The following is a 16,257-nucleotide window of genomic DNA, read 5'->3' as shown; positions in this document are numbered from 1 at the left end:
TTCAGGAATCAGCCCGCCGCGCCCTGGGGACGTCCGGTCGGCGGCCGGGTGTAGCGGGTGGCGGGGGTAGGGCGGTTGCCGCCGGACAGGAGGGCGGTTTCGGCGGCCACGAGGGCGTCGAGCGCGGCGGTCCGGTCCTCCAGGCCGGGGACGCAGACCGTCTCGCCCAGGCGCAGTCCGGCCAGGCTCGCCCGCGCCACGCCTTCCGCGGCCATGGCGGTGGGGACGTCGTGTGCGGCCCCTCCGTTGAACTCCGTCGCCACCAGACCGGGGCAGACCACCTGGGTGCGGATGCCGGTGTCGGCGAGCTCGTGGGCGAGGGTCCGGGTGAAGGCCACCGTGGCGGCCTTCGCGGCCGCGTACAGAGTGCGGGACGGCATGCGCGGATTGGCCTGTCCGGCGCTGAAGGCGAGGAGTGAGGCGACGGTGACGATGGTGCCGTCGCCCGCGGCCAGCATGCCGGGGAGGGCGGCCCGTACGAGCTGGATGGGCGCGGTGGCGTTGAGGGCCAGCAGACGGGTGATCTCGTCCGGGCCGACGTCCGCGAGCGGAGCGTAGCCACCGGCGCCCGCGTTGCTGATGAGCAGCCGGACGTCGCCGACCGCCAGGCGGTCGGTCACCGCGCCGAGGCCCTCGGACGTCCCGAGATCCGCGGGCAGCACCTCCGCGGTGGCACCGGCCGCGCGGAGTTCGTCCGCGAGAGCGGAGAGACGGTCGGCCCGCCGGGCCACCAGCACGACGTCGTGGTCGTCCGCGAGCAGGCGGGCGTAGGCGGCACCGATGCCGGACGAGGCACCGGTGATGAGGGCGAGGGTGCGAGACATGAGCACATGGTTATTCAGATGCTTGTCCGGAGTCAAGCAGGTTGATACTGATCCAGGTGTCGTATTCTCGCGGGCGTGAGCGTGGAACAGGATGACGAGGGGCCCGTCGCGGACGATGCCCGGGCGCGGGTGACCTGGGCGCTGCGCCGGGCCGAGTGGGCCGTGCAGGCCCGCAAGGAGCAGCGGCTGCGGCCGCTGGGGGTGGCGGCCGCGCAGTACACCCTGCTGATCTCCGTCCATTCCGACCCCGGGCTGACCGGCGCGGAGCTGGCCCGCCGTCTGCACGTCACCCCGCAGGCGGTGGCCTCCCAGGTGGCCCGCCTGGAGGAGCGGGGTCAGCTGGAACGGCGCCCCCATCCGCGCCACCGCCATGTGCAGGAGCTGCATCTCACCGACGCCGGACGCGACGCCCTGGGCCTGGCCGATGACGTGATCGTGGAGATCGAACAGCGGATCGCCGAGAGGCTGGGGCCCGAGAAGGCCGCGCAGCTGACGTCGCTGCTCGACCAGGTGGCCGACGTGGTCCGTGATGCGTGACCGGCCCCACCCCGCGACCGCGGGCGGCTCCGGGCGCGGATGGACCGTCCCGGCCCTCGATCCCCTCGACCTGAAGGTGTTGCAGGCGCTCCAGCTCGACGGGCGCGCGCCGTTCAGCCGGATCGCCGCCGCCCTCGGGGTCTCCGACCAGACCGTGGCGCGGCGGTACCGGCGGCTGCACAACGACGTCAGTGTGCGGGTGCTCGGCATGACGGACGAGAACCGGCTCGGCAGGCAGACCTGGATCGTACGGCTGCACTGTGTCCCGGACGTGGCGGAGCAGCTCGCGGACGCGCTCGCCAAACGCCCCGACACCCTCCACGTGACCCTGATCTCCGGCGGCACCGAGGTCGTCTGCGGCATGAAACCCCGCAACCGGAAGGAGCGGGACGAGCTGCTCTTCGACCGGCTGCAGCGCACCCGGCAGATCGTCACGGTGACCGCCCACTGCCTCCTGCACCCCTTCTTCGGCGGCGCCCTGGGCTGGCTCAACAAGGCCAACGCGCTCACTCCCGAGCAGGAGGCCGTCCTGCGGCCGCCCGTCCCCGAGCCGCTCGGCGCCCCCGTCACCCTGGACGCGGCCGACGAGGCACTCCTCGCGCTGCTCCGCCGCGACGGCCGGGCCACCCTCACCGACCTGCAGAGGGTCACCGGGCAGTCGGAGTCGGCGGTCAAGCGGCGGCTGGAGACCCTGCGTTCCTCCGGCGTGCTGTACTTCGACCTGCAGTACGACCACGAGTCGCTCGGGCTGGACGTCGGCGCCATGTTCTGGCTGACCGTGGCGCCGCACGCGCTCGACGACGTCGGCCGCAGCCTCGCCGCGCACCCGGAGGTGCACTTCGCGTCCGCCACCACCGGCCAGGCCAACATCGTCGTCGCCGCCCGCTTCCGGAGCCCCGACGAGCTGTACACCTACCTGAGCAGGAGGATCGGCGCCCTGGACGGTGTCCAGGCGGTCGAGTCGTCCCTCGTGCTGCGCCAGGTCAAGCAGCTCACGTACGAACCGGACCGCTGACCGCCGACCGCACGGCCGACTCGCTCAGCCCTCCGGATGGGCCAGTTCCACGTCGTACTCACACCCCTGGCCGTCCACGGCCAGCGGAGCCGCGACCGGCGGATAGCCGCTGGCGATCAGCGAGTACTCCCCCGCGTCCAGGTCGGTGAAGGCGTAGACCCCGTCCGGCCCGGTGGTCGCCGTGCCGATCACATTGCCCGCCGTGTCCACGAGCGTGACCCGCGCGTCGTCCAGCGGCCGCCGTTCGGCGCCTGCCCGCACGGTGCCCCGCAGCACGGCGCCCGGCCGCAACGACACGTTCAGCCGGGCCAGCCGGGCGCCCGACACCCGTACCGGGAGTGCGGCGGGCCGGTGTCCGGTGGCGTTCACCACCACCGTGACGTCGCCCTCCGGCAGCTCACCGAAGGCGAACTCACCGGCCGCGTCGGTCGTTTCGGCAGCCAGGGCCTCTCCGCGCACGTCCATCACCGCCACCGTGGCGCCCTCCACGGGCCGCTCGTCTCCGGCCGTGACCACCGTGCCGACCAGCCCGCTGATCACGGACAGCAGGGCGTCGTAGGGCAGCGGCTCGTCCCCCACCACCACGGTGGACGCCTGCGGTTGGTGGCCCTCCGCCGCCGCGATGAGGACGTACGATCCCGCACCGGGCGCGTCGAGACGGTAGCGGCCCCCGGAACGCGCCACGGCCCGGCCCAACTGCCGCCCGCCCAGCGAGATCAGTGTCAGCGTGGCCCCCTCGACGGCCTCCCCGGCCGTCCCGAGTATGCGGCCGTACAGAACGGGACCCGTTCCGCCATCGGGGGCATGTGTGCCGCCGCCGGGTGCGGAGCGGACCGTCTCCGACCGCCCGCGCGCGTGGGCCCCGACCAGCACCGGTTCCGCCTCCGGCACCGGCGCGAACTCGGCGGCGGGCTCGGCGCGCTCGGCGTCCTCGGCGGGTGCGACCCGGTCCGCAGCGCCGGTGGCAGCCACCCTGCGCGGCGGAGTGCGCAGCAGTACGGCCCCGACGAACGCGGCGACGAGGACCAGACCCGCGGCCACGAGCAGGCACAGGTGGAGGCCGTCGAGGAACGCCTGACCCAGCGCGCCCATGGCCCGGCCGGTGTCCGCGCCCAGGTTCATCCGGGCGGCCGCGCCCAGGCCGTCGGTGTTCACCGCGCCGGTGATCTGTCGCACCACCGGTCCGCTGACACCGGCGTCGCGCAGATGGCCGGGCAGGGTGTCGGCGCTCCGGGTGGTGAGCAGGGTGCCCAGAACGGCCGGTCCGAGCGCGCCGCCGACCTGCCGGAAGGCGTTGTTGCCCGCCGCCGCCATACCGGCCAGGTGGTGCGGCACCGCCGCGACCGCGGTGGCGGTCATGGGGGTGATCACCATGCCCAGGCCGACGCCGAGCAGGGCCAGCCGCCACGCCACCGGTCCGAAGCCGGTCCCGGCGTCGATCGCGGTCAAGGAGAACAGCGCGCCCACGGTGGCCACCAGACCGGTGGTGATCATGACGCGGGGCGAGACCAAGTGCATCAGGCGGCCCGCCAGCGCGCCCACGACCAGGCAGACCACGCAGACGACCAGCAGCCGGTACCCCGCGTGCAGCGTGTCCAGGCGCTGCACCAGACCGAAGTAGAGGCTGAGGACAAAGAAGAAACCGATCAGCCCCAGGAACGTGATCATGGCGATCAGCGTCGTCGCGCTGAAGGCCGCGCTGCGGAAGAGCGACAGGTCCAGCATGGGGCTGGGGCTGCGCCGTTCGGCCACCACGAAGGCGATGGCACCGAGCGCCGCGAGCGACAGGGCCGCGATCACCCGCCCCTCGGTGAACGAGGTGGCGCCGCCCTCGATGACGCCGTAGACCAGCGCGGTGATCGTCACCGCCGCGGTGATCTGGCCGGGCCAGTCGAGCTTGCGCTCACCGGGAGCGCGGGAGTCGGTCACGAGCGGGGCCGCGACGATGAGCGTGAGGACCGCCACCGGTACGGCGGGCAGGTAGATCCAGCGCCAGGTGGTGTGGTCGAGGATCACCCCGGCGATCATGGGGCCGACGGCGAGTGCGGCCATCAGGGACGCCGCCCAGAGCCCGACGAACGTGGCGCGCTTGCGCGGGTCGGGCACGGCATGGCTGATCAGCGCCAGCGTCGAGGGCAGCAGCGCGGCCGCGCCCAGCCCGGCGCACGCCTGCCCGGCCCACAGCACCTCGATCGACTGCGCCGACAGCGCGATGGCGCCGCCCACACCCGCCAGCGCCAGCCCGGCCAGATACACCTTCTTGCGGCCGTGGACGTCGCCGAAGACCCCGGCGGTCAGGATGAACGCGGCCATGGGGAGCTGGAACGCGGACTGTACCCAGGTCAGCTGGGACGTCGACGCGTGCAGGGCGCTCTGGATGGCGGGCAGGCTCACCGAGACGGTGGTCACGGGCAGATAGGCGACGAACATGCCGAGGCAAGCCATGACAAGTGTGGCCACTTGCCGTTCTCGCGGCTCGTGCACCGTTGGTGTGGCGTTCACGGATCTCTCCCTAGGCGTACGGCGGCACCGCACTCGACGGCACCGCCGTCAGCTTCCGGCCACGCCCTCCCCCAGATCCAGCCACAGCCCCCCGGACCGGGAAAACCGACATCCGGAGCGGCGATCCGAAGGATTTCCGACGGCCCCGCCCCCAGGTCAGCCCTGCCAGTACTTCGCCACTACCTGCGCGTACGCCACCCGGTGGTCGAGCCCGTCGCCCCGGACCCGGAACCGGCCGCGCACGGACTCCGTCATCGCCGCCCGGCCGAAGAACACACCCCGCCGTTTCCAGGCCGTCCGCAGCGGAGCGCCGAGGGAGTCGGCGGGCATGTCGGACACCGCGAGACCGGCCAGGTACAGCAGGACCAGCGGCAGCAGCACCAGGCACAGGAGCAGCGACGGCACCGTCCCCTCCCGCCCGTGCAGCACCGTCCCGTCGGGCAGGTGAATCTCGTACCGCGGCCGCCACCGCTTCTTCCGCGTCGGCAGGCGCAGTTCGGCCAGGGGCTCATGGTCGGGGGTGAGCACGGCGAGGCGGCGATCGCCCTTCCGGACGACCACGGCGAGCGGCGAGACCCCCGCAGCGTCGGCGGCGACGGTGAAGCGTGGCTTGCACCCCTCGGGAAGGGGGCGGCCGTCGGGGGCGCCACGGCGCACATGGAGGGGTGCGGAGCCCCGGGGGCGCAGTGTGTAGCGCCGGGAGCCGGAGTCGCGGGTGAAGCTGAGTGTCATGGAGTGTCCCGGGTCGGTCGCCGATCTGCCGCAGGATACGTACCGCGGCAGACCGGCGGAGCACGGGGGTCACCAGGGCGGCAGGAGTCCGAACTGCCCGAGCACTCCGGCGAGATCCCAGTACAGGGCCTCGTACGCGATCCTGCCGTCCTCGGCGAACCGGTAGACGGTCACCCCGCGCATGGAGAAGCTCTTGCCCTTGGCCGCCGTGGCCAGTTGCGGAGGCAGCCCGTCGAGGGCACCTTCGAGGGTGCCCGACATGGTCCACTCGCAGGTGCCGGTCCGGTCGCCCCCGGAGAAGGTGCGCATCTCCACGCGGGTGTCCGGGATCGCCTCCAGCCAGGAGCGCACCCCCGCGTCGAGACCGTCGCGGCCGCGCCAGAAGGAGTTGAGCGGGACGTCCTCCGAGACCGCGTCGGGGGCGTAGCAGGCGAGCCAGGTGTCCGTGTCGCCCTCGCTGATCGCGGTCAGGCAGGTGCGGACGAGAGCCTCATGGGCGCACATGTGTTCTCCGGTGTGAGGGCGGGACGCCCTGGTGCGGGCGTCAGCTGGCGTCGACCGGCCGCAGGATGGAGGACAGCGTGCGGTCGAGGATGTCGGGGACGCTCTTGGTCTTGAGGTGCCGCGCATCGGCCTCGGCGGCCGCCGCGTGCAGCAGGCTGTAGAAGGTGGTCACCAGCCAGGCCAGCGGGAGGTCGGTGCGGAAGACCCCTTCCTCCTGGCCGCGCACCAGGATGCGTTCGACGCGTGCGAGCACCTTCTTGTGGTGGGTACGGCGGCGGGCCGGGGCGATGACACCTTCGGAGGCCAGGAGCAGGAAGGCGTGGCGCTCCAGGATGTGCCAGCCGGACCGGACGAGCCGCGAGAACGCCTCGTCCGCCGGGCCCTCGTCCAGCCGCTGGGCCTGGAGCGCGGCATCGGCCTGCCGTACGGAGTCCTCCAGCACGGCGTCCAGCAGCGCTTCGCGGGACGCGAAGTGCGCGTAGAGCGTCACCCGGCTGACCCCGGCCGCCTTGGCGACCGCGGTCAGGCTCACGTTCGTGTCCTGGCGGAAACAGTCCATGGCGGCGGCGACGATGGCCGCGATGCTGCGTTCCGCGTCGGCACGCCGGCGCGGTTCGTCCCGTTCCGAGCCGGCGGTTCGGCGTACCTTCTTCTGCGGGGTGGACATGGTGGGAGCGTATGTCACCTCTTTCGCGCCGTGCCATGAGTTCGCGGGTCACACGCGGGGGCTCGATCCCCGCTCCACCGGGGCGGACTCGGGCGCGCCCGGCCCGTCCGCGGAGCCGGTCCCGGTCCCGGTCCCGCCCTTCGGGAAGAACACCAGGGATACGAGGATGCCCGCGGCGGCGACGGCCGCTCCGGTGAACATGGCGGGCGCCATACCGGAGACGAAGGCGGAGCGGGCGGCTTCGGCGAGCGCCGCCCCTGCCTTGCCGGGGAGTTCGTCGGCGACGGCGAACGCGGCTCCGACGGACTCGCCCGCGGTGTGCAGCGCCGGGTCCGGCAGCCCGGCCCCGGCCCCGCTGTCCGTCAACCGGTCGCGGTACGTGCCCGCGAGCAGGCTGCCGAGCACGGCCACGCCGAGCGCGGAGCCGAGTTGCACGGCCGCGCTGTTGGTGGCGGAGCCGACGCCGAGGTCGTCCTCGGGGAGCGAGCCGACGATGGCGTCGCTGGTCGGGCCGATGATGAACCCGGCGCCGAAGCCCAGGAAGAGCATCGCGGCCAGCACCCGGCCGTAGCCGTCGCCGTCGCCGGTGGTGGCGAGGAGCAGCAGCGAGACGGTGGCGAAGGAGAGACCGGCGGCGGCCAGCCACCGGGTGCCCACGTGCTGCCCGAGGAAGGACGCGAGCGGGGCCGCGACCAGGATGACCAGGGCGGTGGGCGCGATCCGCATGCCGGTCTCCCCGGCGTCGTAGCCGAGGACGAACTGCAGGTACTGGACGAGGACGAACAGCGCGCCGAGCAGCGACAGCAGGCCCAGGAAGACCAGGACGTTGCCCACGGCCAGGCGCCGGTTGGCGAAGATCCCCAAGGGGAGCATCGGCTGCTCGGCGGTGCGCTCGCGGCCGAGGAAGGCGGCCAGCAGCACGGCCGAGACGGCGAAGGCGATGAGCACCGGCGCACTGGTCCAGCCCTTGACCGGACCCTCGATGATCGCCCACAGCAGGAGGCCGACGCCCAGGACGGAGAGCGCGGCGCCCGGCAGGTCCAGCCGCCGGGCGATCGCGGCGCGCGAGTTCGGCACGATCTTGAGGGCCACCGCCAGGGCGACGATCCCGATGGGAACGTTGATCAGGAAGACCGAGCCCCACCAGAACCGGCCGAGCAGCCAGCCGCCGACCAGCGGCCCCATCGCCAGACCGACACCGATCATCGCGGACCACAGGCCGATCGCCTTCATCCGCTCCGCCGGGTCGGTGAAGACCGATCCGATGATGGAGAGCGTCGCGGGCATGATGAGCGCCTCGCCCACCCCCATCACCCCGCGGGCGGCCATGAGGGAGGAGGTGCTGTCCGAGAACGCGGCGACGGCCGAGGCGCCCGAGAAGAGGACGAGACCGGCCAGGAAGACGGGCTTGCGGCCGAACCGGTCCGCGACGCTGCCCGCGACGAGCATCAGCCCGGCGGCCATCAGGCTGTAGATGTCCACCAGCCACTGCAACTCGCTGGTGGTGGCGCCGAGTTCGCTGACCAGCGTCGGAAGCGCCACGTTGAGCACGGTGACGTCGAGGCCGACGATCAGCAGGCTCAGGCACAGCACCGCCAGGATCGGCCAGCGCAGCGGATGGCCTGCCCCGCCGGGTGGGGCGGCGACTGGGGACTTGGACGGTACGGAACCCACGGCACACTCCATAAGTTGAACACCACTGTTCGGGTTCACTGTAATGCCGAACAGCACCCAAGTCGAACGGTGCCGTAAAGTTTAGGTGGCCGGGGCCGGGGTCGGGGCCAGGGCCGGGACGAGCGAGCGCGAGACGCTGCGCAGCTTCTCGCAGGTCTCCTCCAGCTCCCGGTCCGGCGACGAGTGTTCGACGACCCCGGCCCCCGCCCGCAGCCAGGTCCGCCCCTGCTGCCGGAAGACCGTACGCAGGACCAGCGCCGCGTCCAGCGAGCCGTCGCTGCCGGCCGTCAGCACCGCGCCGCTGTAGAGGCCGCGCGGGCCGGGCTCCAGCCGCCGGATCGCCCGGAACGCGGCCGCCTTCGGAATCCCGGAGGCGGTGACCGCGGGGAAGAGGGCGGCGAGCGCGGGCCACGGCCCCCGGCCCAGGTCCGGCAGTTCGCCGCTGACCCGGGAGGCGATGTGCTGGACGCTGCCGCGCTCCTTGACGGTCATGAACTCCTCGGCGCGCACCGACCCCGCGCGGCAGACCCCCGTCATCTCCTCCCATGCCACCTGGACGGAGATGGCGTGCTCGTAGATCTCCTTCGCGTCCGTGAGCAGCTCCGCCCGGCGGGCCGCGTCCTCGGCGCGGTCCCCGACGAGTGCGCGGGTACCCGCCAGCGGCTGGGTGGACACCCGGCCGTCCGCCGAGACCTCCACGACGGTCTCCGGGCTGAAGCCGACGGCCTCGATACCGCCGAGGTCGAGCAGGAAGGAGCGGGCCGGTGAGTTGACGGCACGACCGGCCAGATACGTCGCGGGCAGGTCCAGCTCCCGCTCGACCGGGACCGCGCGCGAGACGATGACCTTCTGGAGCTCGCCGCCGCGGATCGCCTCGACGGCACGTGCGACGGAGGCCCGGTAGGAGCCCTGGGGCGCCTCGCCCAGGTCGACCGGCACGGGGGTGAACTCCACGGTTCCGGCGTTCGGTTCGGCGGTGGCGAGCAGCGCGCGCACCGCGTCCTCCCCGGCCGGGGTACTACATCGGATCTCGGCTCCGCCGGGCGACAGACGGACCTCCGTCTCCGGGATCACCAGATGCAGCAGCGGCTCGGCGCCGAGCTCGGCCGTGTCCCCGGCGAGGGCGTACGACAGCTCGAAGGCGGCCCAGCCGTAAGCCTGCCAGTCCGGATACGGCAGCAGGGACAGCAGGTGGTGAACGGTCCCCAGGGGGTCGTCGTGCCAGCGGGTACTGGTGATCTCGCCCTGCTGGTCGAGCGTCACCCGGGAGCGGTCGAGCACCAGGGACGCCCGGACGCCGCCCGCGTACGACCAGACGCCGTCGCGCTCGTACACCACGTACTGCCCGTGCGGACCGGCTTCGGCCAGCCGGACCGCGGCCCGCTCCGGGCTGCCGGAGAACGCGACGCGGCTGGTCCGGGGCGGCACGGTGGTCGTGGACATGTGAAGTCTCCTTCGTAAGGTACGGGAATCAGCTCTGCTGGGCGACGGAGTCGGCGACGGCGTCGGCCGCGCGCCGGGCGAGGACGCGCTTGTCGACCTTTCCGACGCCGGTGAGCGGCAGCGCGTCGACGACGTGGACGACGTCGGGCTTCTTGTACGGGGCGAGGCCGCGCTCTTCGAGGAACGCGTCGAGCTCTCCGTCGGCGAGGGCGGCGCGGCCGTCGCGCAGGACGATCCAGGCACAGGTGCGTTCGCCGAGGTACTCGTCGGGAACGGGCACCACGGCCGCGTCCAGCACGGCGGGGTGGGCGCGCAGATGGCCTTCCAGCTCGTCCGAGGAGACCTTGTCGCCACCGCGGTTGACGAGGTCCTTCTTCCGCCCCTCGATGACGATGTCCCCGTCCGGGAGCTGCCGGACGAGGTCGCCCGTGCGGTAGAAGCCGTCCTCGGTGAAGGCGGTCCTGTTGTAGTCGGCGGCGCGGTAGTAGCCGCGCAGGGTGTACGGGCCGCGGGTGAGCAACTCGCCCGTGGTGTGCGGGGTGACGTCCACGCCGTCGGCGTCCACCACGCGGATCTCGTCGTCGGGACTGATCGGCCGGCCCTGGGTGGTCGCGACGCGCTCCGCGTCGTCGCCACGGCGGGTCATGCACAGCAGCCCCTCCGCCATGCCGAAGACCTGCTGGAGCTCGCAGCCGAGGGTGGCTCGCACCCGCCGGGCCACGTCCGGGCTCAGCCGGGCCCCGCCCACCTGGAGCAGGGCCAGGCTGCCGAGGTCGTCGGGGCTCCAGTCGACGGCCTGCGACCACAGCGCGGCGAGCGGGGGCACCACGGCCGTCGCGGTCACCCGGTGCCGCTCGATCAGCCCGAACGCCGTCTCCGGGTCGGGTGATCCGGCCAGCACCACGGTTCCGCCCGCCGCCAGGGCTCCCAGCGCGCCCGGGCAGGCCAGGGCGAAGTTGTGGGCGGCGGGGAGGGCCGCGAGATAGACGGTGCCGCGGTCGAATCCGCAGAGCTCGGCGCTGGTCCGGACGTTGTACGCGTAGTCGTCATGGGTGCGCGGGATGAGCTTGGGCAGGCCCGTGGTGCCGCCCGAGACCAGGAGTACCGCCGCGTCCTGCGGGTCGGGGGCGGCGAACGCGCGGGGCCCGGGGGCGTCCCGGCCCGCCCGCTCGACCTCGGCGAGCGCGGTGTGCGGGCCCGGGTCACCGGCCACCAGAACGTGGCGGACGGCGGGCACGTGGGCGCGCACCTCGTCGGCGAGTCGGCGGTAGTCGAAGCCCGAACCGGCATCGGTGTCGGGGATGACGTAGGCGACGGCTCCGGCGTGTCCGCACAGATGGAGTGCCTCGCTCCGCCGGTACGCGGGCAGGCCCAGCACCGGTACGGCGCCGATCCGGAGCAGGGCGAAGAGCAGGACGAAGAACTCGGGGATGTTGGGGAGCTGGACGACGATCCGGTCCCCGGGCCCGACGCCCATGTCCACCAGCCCGGCGGCGAGGTCGTCGGCGCGGCGGTCCAGTTCGGCGTAGGTGAGGCACTGCCCGTCGGCGACGACGGCGGCCGCCTCCCCGATCGTCCGCGCGTGCCCGGCGAGGAAGGAACCGAGCGGACGGCCCTGCCAGTATCCGGCCTTCCGGTACCGCTCCGCCATCGCGTCCGGCCATCGAACCATGTCCACGAAGAATCTCACTCCTCACCCCGAGGGAAATCATCGGGAGTATTGACAAGGAATTTCAAGCACTAACAACGCCGTAAAGAATCTCCCGTTCGAAAAGTCGGAGGCAATCGTAGATTGGTCACCGTTTGGCAAAATTCAGCGCACTCAAGGCGCTATACCGACCCTCTAAAAAGGGATGTATCCGCTTACATCTGGCATTGCGAGGGCGGGTATTCCCCCTTCGGCCACCCCCCTTCTCCTCGCCGCTTTCATGGCGTAGGTTGACGAACGTCCGCCTCGGCGACGACGGAGGCCGAGCGCCTCGATTACCGCCGGCGACATTCATCCAATCGCTCGGCGATTTCATTCCGCCCGAATTACGGCACGCAATGAAAGGTCGATTCTCTTGGTCAGGTACGAGCAGTCCTGGCTGTGGACGCCCCGACCCCGGCACCGGCCCGCGCTGCGGCTGATCTGCTTCCCGCACGCGGGCGGCTCGGCCCGGTTCTTCCGGCCGTGGGCGGACGGCCTGCCGGACTCCGTCGAACTGGCCGCCGTCCGGTATCCGGGGCGCGACGAGCGCGACGGCGAGCCGGTGCCCGGCCACCTCGACGCGCTGGCGCGGCCGACCGCCAAGGCGCTGGCCGAGCCCGGCGACGTACCGCTGGCGCTCTTCGGGCACGGCATGGGCGCGGCGCTCGCCTTCGAGACGGCCCGGCTGCTGACGGCTGGTCATGTGCCGTCGCCCCGGGCGCTGTTCGTGTCCGGGCACCCGGCGCCGACGGAGAGCCGGAGCCGGGAGCCGTGGCGGGGAGACGACGAACCCGTCACCGCGCTGCGCCGCCTCACCGGAGCCGACGGCGTTCCGCCGGACACCGTGTACGCCGACCTCCGGCTCGCCCGGAGCTACCGCTACCGGCCGGGGCCGCCGCTGGCCTGCCCCGTCACCGCGCTGCTCGGCAGGCACGACACCCGCGTCGGCGCGCGGCAGGCCGATGCCTGGCGTGCGTGCACGACCGGCCCGTTCACGCTGCGGGCCATGCCGGGCGACCACTTCTACCTCGTACCGCGCCGCGCGGAACTGATCGCCTTCCTGCTCACCAGCCTCGGCGGCGCGAAGTCCGTACCGCCGGGCGCCACACCCCGACCTCCCGCCCCGCCCCGCTCCAGGAGACCTCACCGATGACAGCTGCCGCCCCCGATGCCCGCCCGGACCTCCGGGCGCTGCGGGACATCCACACGGAGGTGCTCACGCGGATTCCGTACAACAGCGCCGCGCAGTACCACCTCCACTACGGGACGGGAACGTCCCCCGAGCGGTTCGGCACCGCCTGCGCCTGGCAGACGTTCGCGGCGGGCGAGCGGGTGGCTCTGCGGACCGGTGCGACGGCCGAGTACCGCGTCGGCGGCCGGCACGTGTGCGCGCTGTACGAGGACGACGAGGGCCTGACCCTCCTCGACCCGTATCTGCTGCACCGCGCACCGCTGCGGCTCCCACGCGCGGACGCCGCGGACGGCACCGTACGGGTCGACGCCGACGCCTACCCGCTGCGCCGCCGCCCCGACGGCTCGCCCGCGCCGTCGGCCCTCCGCGCCGTCTGGCGGCCCGCCGACGGCCTGCTGCGGCTCCGGTACCTGCGCTACAGCCCGCGCCTGGGTGAGACCGTCACCCACCGGGCGTACACCATGCGTCCCGAGGACACCGTCGGCGAACTGCCCGTTCCCGCCCCGCTGGTGCGCGAGCTGCTGCTGCACCCCGAGCAGAACAACCTGTCGATACGGGCCGTGCATCCCGGCGACGACCACCTCACCGAGGTCGCGCTGCCCTTCTCGGGGCGTCCGCGCGGCGCGCTCGCCGACCGGCGGGCGCTCATCGCCCGCGACAACCAGGGCGCGGTGAGCGCGTGGGGCCACCTCGCCTTCGACCGCGAACTCCAGCGGGTGGCCGACGCCTTGCGCGCCACACCCGGGGAGGTCGTGGACCACCTCCTCGACGCCGCCGCGCTCTACGACGCGGCCGCCCCGGCCTCGGTCGTGGTTCCCGAATACTCCCTGGAGGACGCGTGACCGGCCGCCCCCGCTCCTTCTTCCTGGCCGGACTCATGCAGGGTGCGCGGACCGGGGCCCACCTCTCCGACCAGAGCTACCGCGACCGGCTGAGCCGTCTCATCCTCGAACGCGAGCCCGGCGCCGTGGTGCACGACCCCGGAGTGCTGATGCGGGAGTGGATCGGCGAGCACGAACAGGCCATCCGGGCGGCGCACACCGCGCTCGCGGACACCCCCGAGGTGCGCCGGACCACCCTGGACCCCGCGGTCGCGCTGCTGACCGCCACCTTCCACCGGCTCACCGTCCTGGCGGGCGAGAGCGACGTGTGCGTGGCGTGGCTGCCGGACCACGAGCCCAGCATGGGCACCGCGGCCGAGATGCTCAGCGCCCACCGTGCCGGTGCCACGGTCGTCGCCGTCACGGGGATGCGCCAGAACCTCGCGGTGCTCTCCTGCTCCGACGTCATCGTGCCCGACCTCCCCGCCTTCGCGCGCTGGCTCGGGGAGCCCGCGGAAACCGGTGGGGCGTGATGAGCGATCCCACCGGCAAGCCCCGCGAGGCGTGCGGCGTCGCCGGAGTGTGGGGAGCCACGGGGGACGCCGCGCCCCTCGTACGGACCATGCTGACTGCGCTCCAGCACCGTGGCCGGCAGAGCGCGGGCATCGTCGCCTGCCGCGACGGGCGCATGGAGCGCCGGGCGGGCGCGGGCCGGGTGGACGAGGTGTTCGCCACGCCCGGGAGCCTGCCGAGCGGCCCCGGCGCCGTGGGCCACGTCCGCTACGCCACCTCCGGCGACCGCGCCCCGGGCGGTACGCCGTCCGACGCCGAGCTGGCCCAGCCCGTGGTGGCCGGTCCGGCGGACCGGCCCGTGCTCGCGGTGGCGCACAACGGCACCCTGGTGGACGCCGAGCGGGCCGCGGCCGCCCATGGGGTGAGCCACGCGGCGGACCACTCGGACACCGCGCTCCTGACCCGGCTGCTGCACACCGCGACGCGCGGTGGCGCGGTGTCACCGCTGGCCGCGCTGCACGACGTACTGCCCACGCTCACCGGCGCGTACGCCCTGGTCCTCACCGACGGGCTGCGCATGTACGGGGTGCGGGACCCGCACGCCTTCCGGCCACTGTGCCTGGGGCGGCTGGGCGACGCCTGGCTGCTCGCCTCCGAGTCGGCCGCGCTGGCCGCCGTGGGTGCCGTGTTCGTCCGGGAGCTGGAGCCGGGCGAGGTGGTGGAGGTCAACGGCGAGGGCGTCCACAGCAGTTGGCTCGACGTCCCCGGGGCGCGGCGCGCCACCTGCCTCTTCGAATACGTGTACTTCGCGCGCCCCGACTCCGTCCTGGGCTCCCGGAGCGTGTACCGCACCCGCTACGCGGCCGGGATCGCGCTCGCCGAGCACGCCCCGCCGCCGCCCGGTGCGGTCGACCCGGTGGTCGTCGCGGTTCCCGAGACCGCGCGCGTCGCCGCGGACGGCTACGCCTGGCGGTCCCGGCTGCCGTCGGTCCAGGGGCTGTTGCGGCACTCCGGGGCGGGCCGCTCGTTTATCGGCGGCAGCGCGGAGGACCGCGAGGCCACGGTGCGGGCCAAGCTGTCGGCCGTGCCCGCCGCGGTGGCGGGCCGGTCCGTGCTGCTGGTCGACGACTCGCTGGTCCGCGGCACCACCATGGCCACCGTCGTCGCGCTCGTACGCGCCGCCGGGGCCCGGGACATCCACCTGCGGATCGCCTCACCGCCGCACCGGCGGCCCTGTTTCTACGGCATCGACACCGGGCGGGGCGACACGCTGTTCGCCGCCGGACGGACCGATGACCGGCTCGCCGCCGAACTGGGCTGTGAGAGCGCGGAGTTCCTCCCGCTGGCCGATCTGGTCCGGGCCACCGGAACCGGCGCCGACCAGCTCTGCACCGCCTGCCTGGACGGGCGCTACCCCACCGCCGAACCGGTCGGCCACCCCATCGAACTCACCCGGAAGAGAGCCCTGAAGTGACCACCACCACGGAACGAAACCCCCTGGACAGCCGGAGCGGGAGGCTCTTCGCGCGCTACTACGACGCGATCACCGCGCGTGCGGAGGAGAAGTGGGGACGGCCGCTGCGGACGCTGATGTTCGGCGAGCTGACCGGCGACATCCTGGAGGTCGGCGCCGGTTCCGGGGCCAACCTCCCCTATTTCACCAAGGCCGACTCGCTGGTCGCCGTGGAGCCCGCGAGTGAGATGCGGGTGAAGCTGGCGCGGAAGGCCGGGGAGGTGCCGCTCGACGTCGAGGTCGTGGACGCCTGGGCCGAGCGGCTGCCGCTGCCCGACGACGCCTTCGACACGGTGGTCTGCACACTCGTGCTCTGCACCGTCACCGACCTGCCCGCGGCGCTGGAGGAGATCCGGCGCGTGCTCAAGCCGGGCGGGCGGCTGGTGTTCTTCGAACACGTCCGGTCCCCCGGCGCGGTCGGTCTGCTGCAGGACGTGCTGGCCCCGCTGTGGCGCCGGGTGGCCGGTGGCTGCCACGCCAACCGGCGCCTGCTCACGGCGCTGCGCGACGCGGGCTACCGGGTGCGCGTCCACGAGGTCGTCCGCCCCTGGCCGCGCTACCCCACGAACACACCGTATGTGCGGGCCACCGCGGAGCCGCTGCCCCGCCCCGCCGTGCGCGCCTGATCGG

At 73.4% G+C, this 16,257-nt stretch carries 15 protein-coding genes; 7 read left to right on the top strand and 8 right to left on the bottom strand.

Going from position 1 to position 16,257, the window contains the following annotated elements; genetic code table 11:
* Window positions 1–8: 8 nt before the first annotated feature.
* Complete coding sequence (locus ABZ370_RS18930) at window positions 9–824, bottom strand: SDR family NAD(P)-dependent oxidoreductase (protein ID WP_358621916.1); 816 nt, start codon at window positions 822–824, stop codon at window positions 9–11.
* 75 nt (window positions 825–899) lie between these two features.
* On the opposite strand from ABZ370_RS18930, the gene ABZ370_RS18925 reads away from it, so the two are divergent.
* Together ABZ370_RS18925 and ABZ370_RS18920 are read left to right on the top strand one after the other, a co-directional pair.
* Window positions 900–1,361 (top strand): MarR family transcriptional regulator, encoded by a 462-nt coding sequence (locus tag ABZ370_RS18925; protein ID WP_358621913.1) that lies wholly within the window; start codon window positions 900–902, stop codon window positions 1,359–1,361.
* Window positions 1,354–2,376: an Lrp/AsnC family transcriptional regulator gene (locus ABZ370_RS18920; RefSeq protein ID WP_358621911.1), complete on the top strand. Its 1,023-nt coding sequence runs from the start codon at window positions 1,354–1,356 to the stop codon at window positions 2,374–2,376. The genes ABZ370_RS18925 and ABZ370_RS18920 overlap by 8 nt, the downstream gene beginning before the upstream one ends.
* A gap of 24 nt (window positions 2,377–2,400) precedes the next feature.
* Here the strand turns inward: ABZ370_RS18920 and ABZ370_RS18915 are convergent, their stop codons facing one another.
* From ABZ370_RS18915 to ABZ370_RS18885, 7 genes are all read right to left on the bottom strand, one after another.
* A complete protein-coding gene (locus tag ABZ370_RS18915) occupies window positions 2,401–4,821 on the bottom strand; it encodes an MFS transporter (protein ID WP_358622280.1) in 2,421 nt (806 codons plus the stop codon).
* Between the two features lie 213 nt (window positions 4,822–5,034).
* The gene (locus tag ABZ370_RS18910; RefSeq protein ID WP_358621909.1) at window positions 5,035–5,610 is read right to left on the bottom strand and encodes a hypothetical protein; all 576 of its coding nucleotides are present in this window, start codon (window positions 5,608–5,610) and stop codon (window positions 5,035–5,037) included.
* Window positions 5,611–5,679: 69 nt separating this feature from the next.
* Window positions 5,680–6,114, bottom strand: coding sequence for a nuclear transport factor 2 family protein (locus ABZ370_RS18905; protein ID WP_358621906.1), 435 nt, complete (start codon window positions 6,112–6,114; stop codon window positions 5,680–5,682).
* 40 nt (window positions 6,115–6,154) lie between these two features.
* Complete coding sequence (locus tag ABZ370_RS18900; RefSeq protein ID WP_358621903.1) at window positions 6,155–6,781, bottom strand: TetR/AcrR family transcriptional regulator; 627 nt, start codon at window positions 6,779–6,781, stop codon at window positions 6,155–6,157.
* A gap of 48 nt (window positions 6,782–6,829) precedes the next feature.
* A complete protein-coding gene (locus ABZ370_RS18895) occupies window positions 6,830–8,455 on the bottom strand; it encodes a DHA2 family efflux MFS transporter permease subunit (protein ID WP_358621901.1) in 1,626 nt (541 codons plus the stop codon).
* Between the two features lie 81 nt (window positions 8,456–8,536).
* On the bottom strand, window positions 8,537–9,898 hold the full coding sequence (locus tag ABZ370_RS18890; RefSeq protein ID WP_358621899.1) for a salicylate synthase: 1,362 nt from the start codon (window positions 9,896–9,898) through the stop codon (window positions 8,537–8,539).
* Between the two features lie 28 nt (window positions 9,899–9,926).
* A complete protein-coding gene (locus tag ABZ370_RS18885) occupies window positions 9,927–11,570 on the bottom strand; it encodes an AMP-binding protein (protein ID WP_358622278.1) in 1,644 nt (547 codons plus the stop codon).
* A gap of 391 nt (window positions 11,571–11,961) precedes the next feature.
* On the opposite strand from ABZ370_RS18885, the gene ABZ370_RS18880 reads away from it, so the two are divergent.
* The 5 genes from ABZ370_RS18880 to ABZ370_RS18860 are packed head-to-tail and all read left to right on the top strand — an operon-like array spanning window position 11,962 to window position 16,253.
* Entirely contained in the window at window positions 11,962–12,741 is a 780-nt protein-coding gene (locus ABZ370_RS18880; protein ID WP_358621896.1) for a thioesterase domain-containing protein, read from the top strand.
* A complete protein-coding gene (locus ABZ370_RS18875; RefSeq protein WP_358621894.1) occupies window positions 12,738–13,622 on the top strand; it encodes a hypothetical protein in 885 nt (294 codons plus the stop codon). Before ABZ370_RS18880 ends, ABZ370_RS18875 begins: the two co-directional genes overlap by 4 nt.
* Window positions 13,619–14,134 carry a hypothetical protein gene (locus ABZ370_RS18870; protein ID WP_358621892.1) on the top strand — a complete coding sequence of 172 codons (516 nt, stop codon included), beginning with the start codon at window positions 13,619–13,621 and terminating at the stop codon, window positions 14,132–14,134. Before ABZ370_RS18875 ends, ABZ370_RS18870 begins: the two co-directional genes overlap by 4 nt.
* Window positions 14,134–15,588 carry an amidophosphoribosyltransferase gene (gene purF, locus ABZ370_RS18865; RefSeq protein WP_358621890.1) on the top strand — a complete coding sequence of 485 codons (1,455 nt, stop codon included), beginning with the start codon at window positions 14,134–14,136 and terminating at the stop codon, window positions 15,586–15,588. The genes ABZ370_RS18870 and purF overlap by 1 nt, the downstream gene beginning before the upstream one ends.
* The gene (locus ABZ370_RS18860) at window positions 15,585–16,253 is read left to right on the top strand and encodes a class I SAM-dependent methyltransferase (RefSeq protein ID WP_358621888.1); all 669 of its coding nucleotides are present in this window, start codon (window positions 15,585–15,587) and stop codon (window positions 16,251–16,253) included. Before purF ends, ABZ370_RS18860 begins: the two co-directional genes overlap by 4 nt.
* The last annotated feature ends 4 nt before the right edge of the window (window positions 16,254–16,257 follow it).

It is taken from the genome of Streptomyces sp. NPDC005962 (assembly GCF_040629205.1).
Lineage (GTDB): Bacteria > Actinomycetota > Actinomycetes > Streptomycetales > Streptomycetaceae > Streptomyces.
This window is presented reverse-complemented; position numbering and strand designations above follow the sequence as displayed.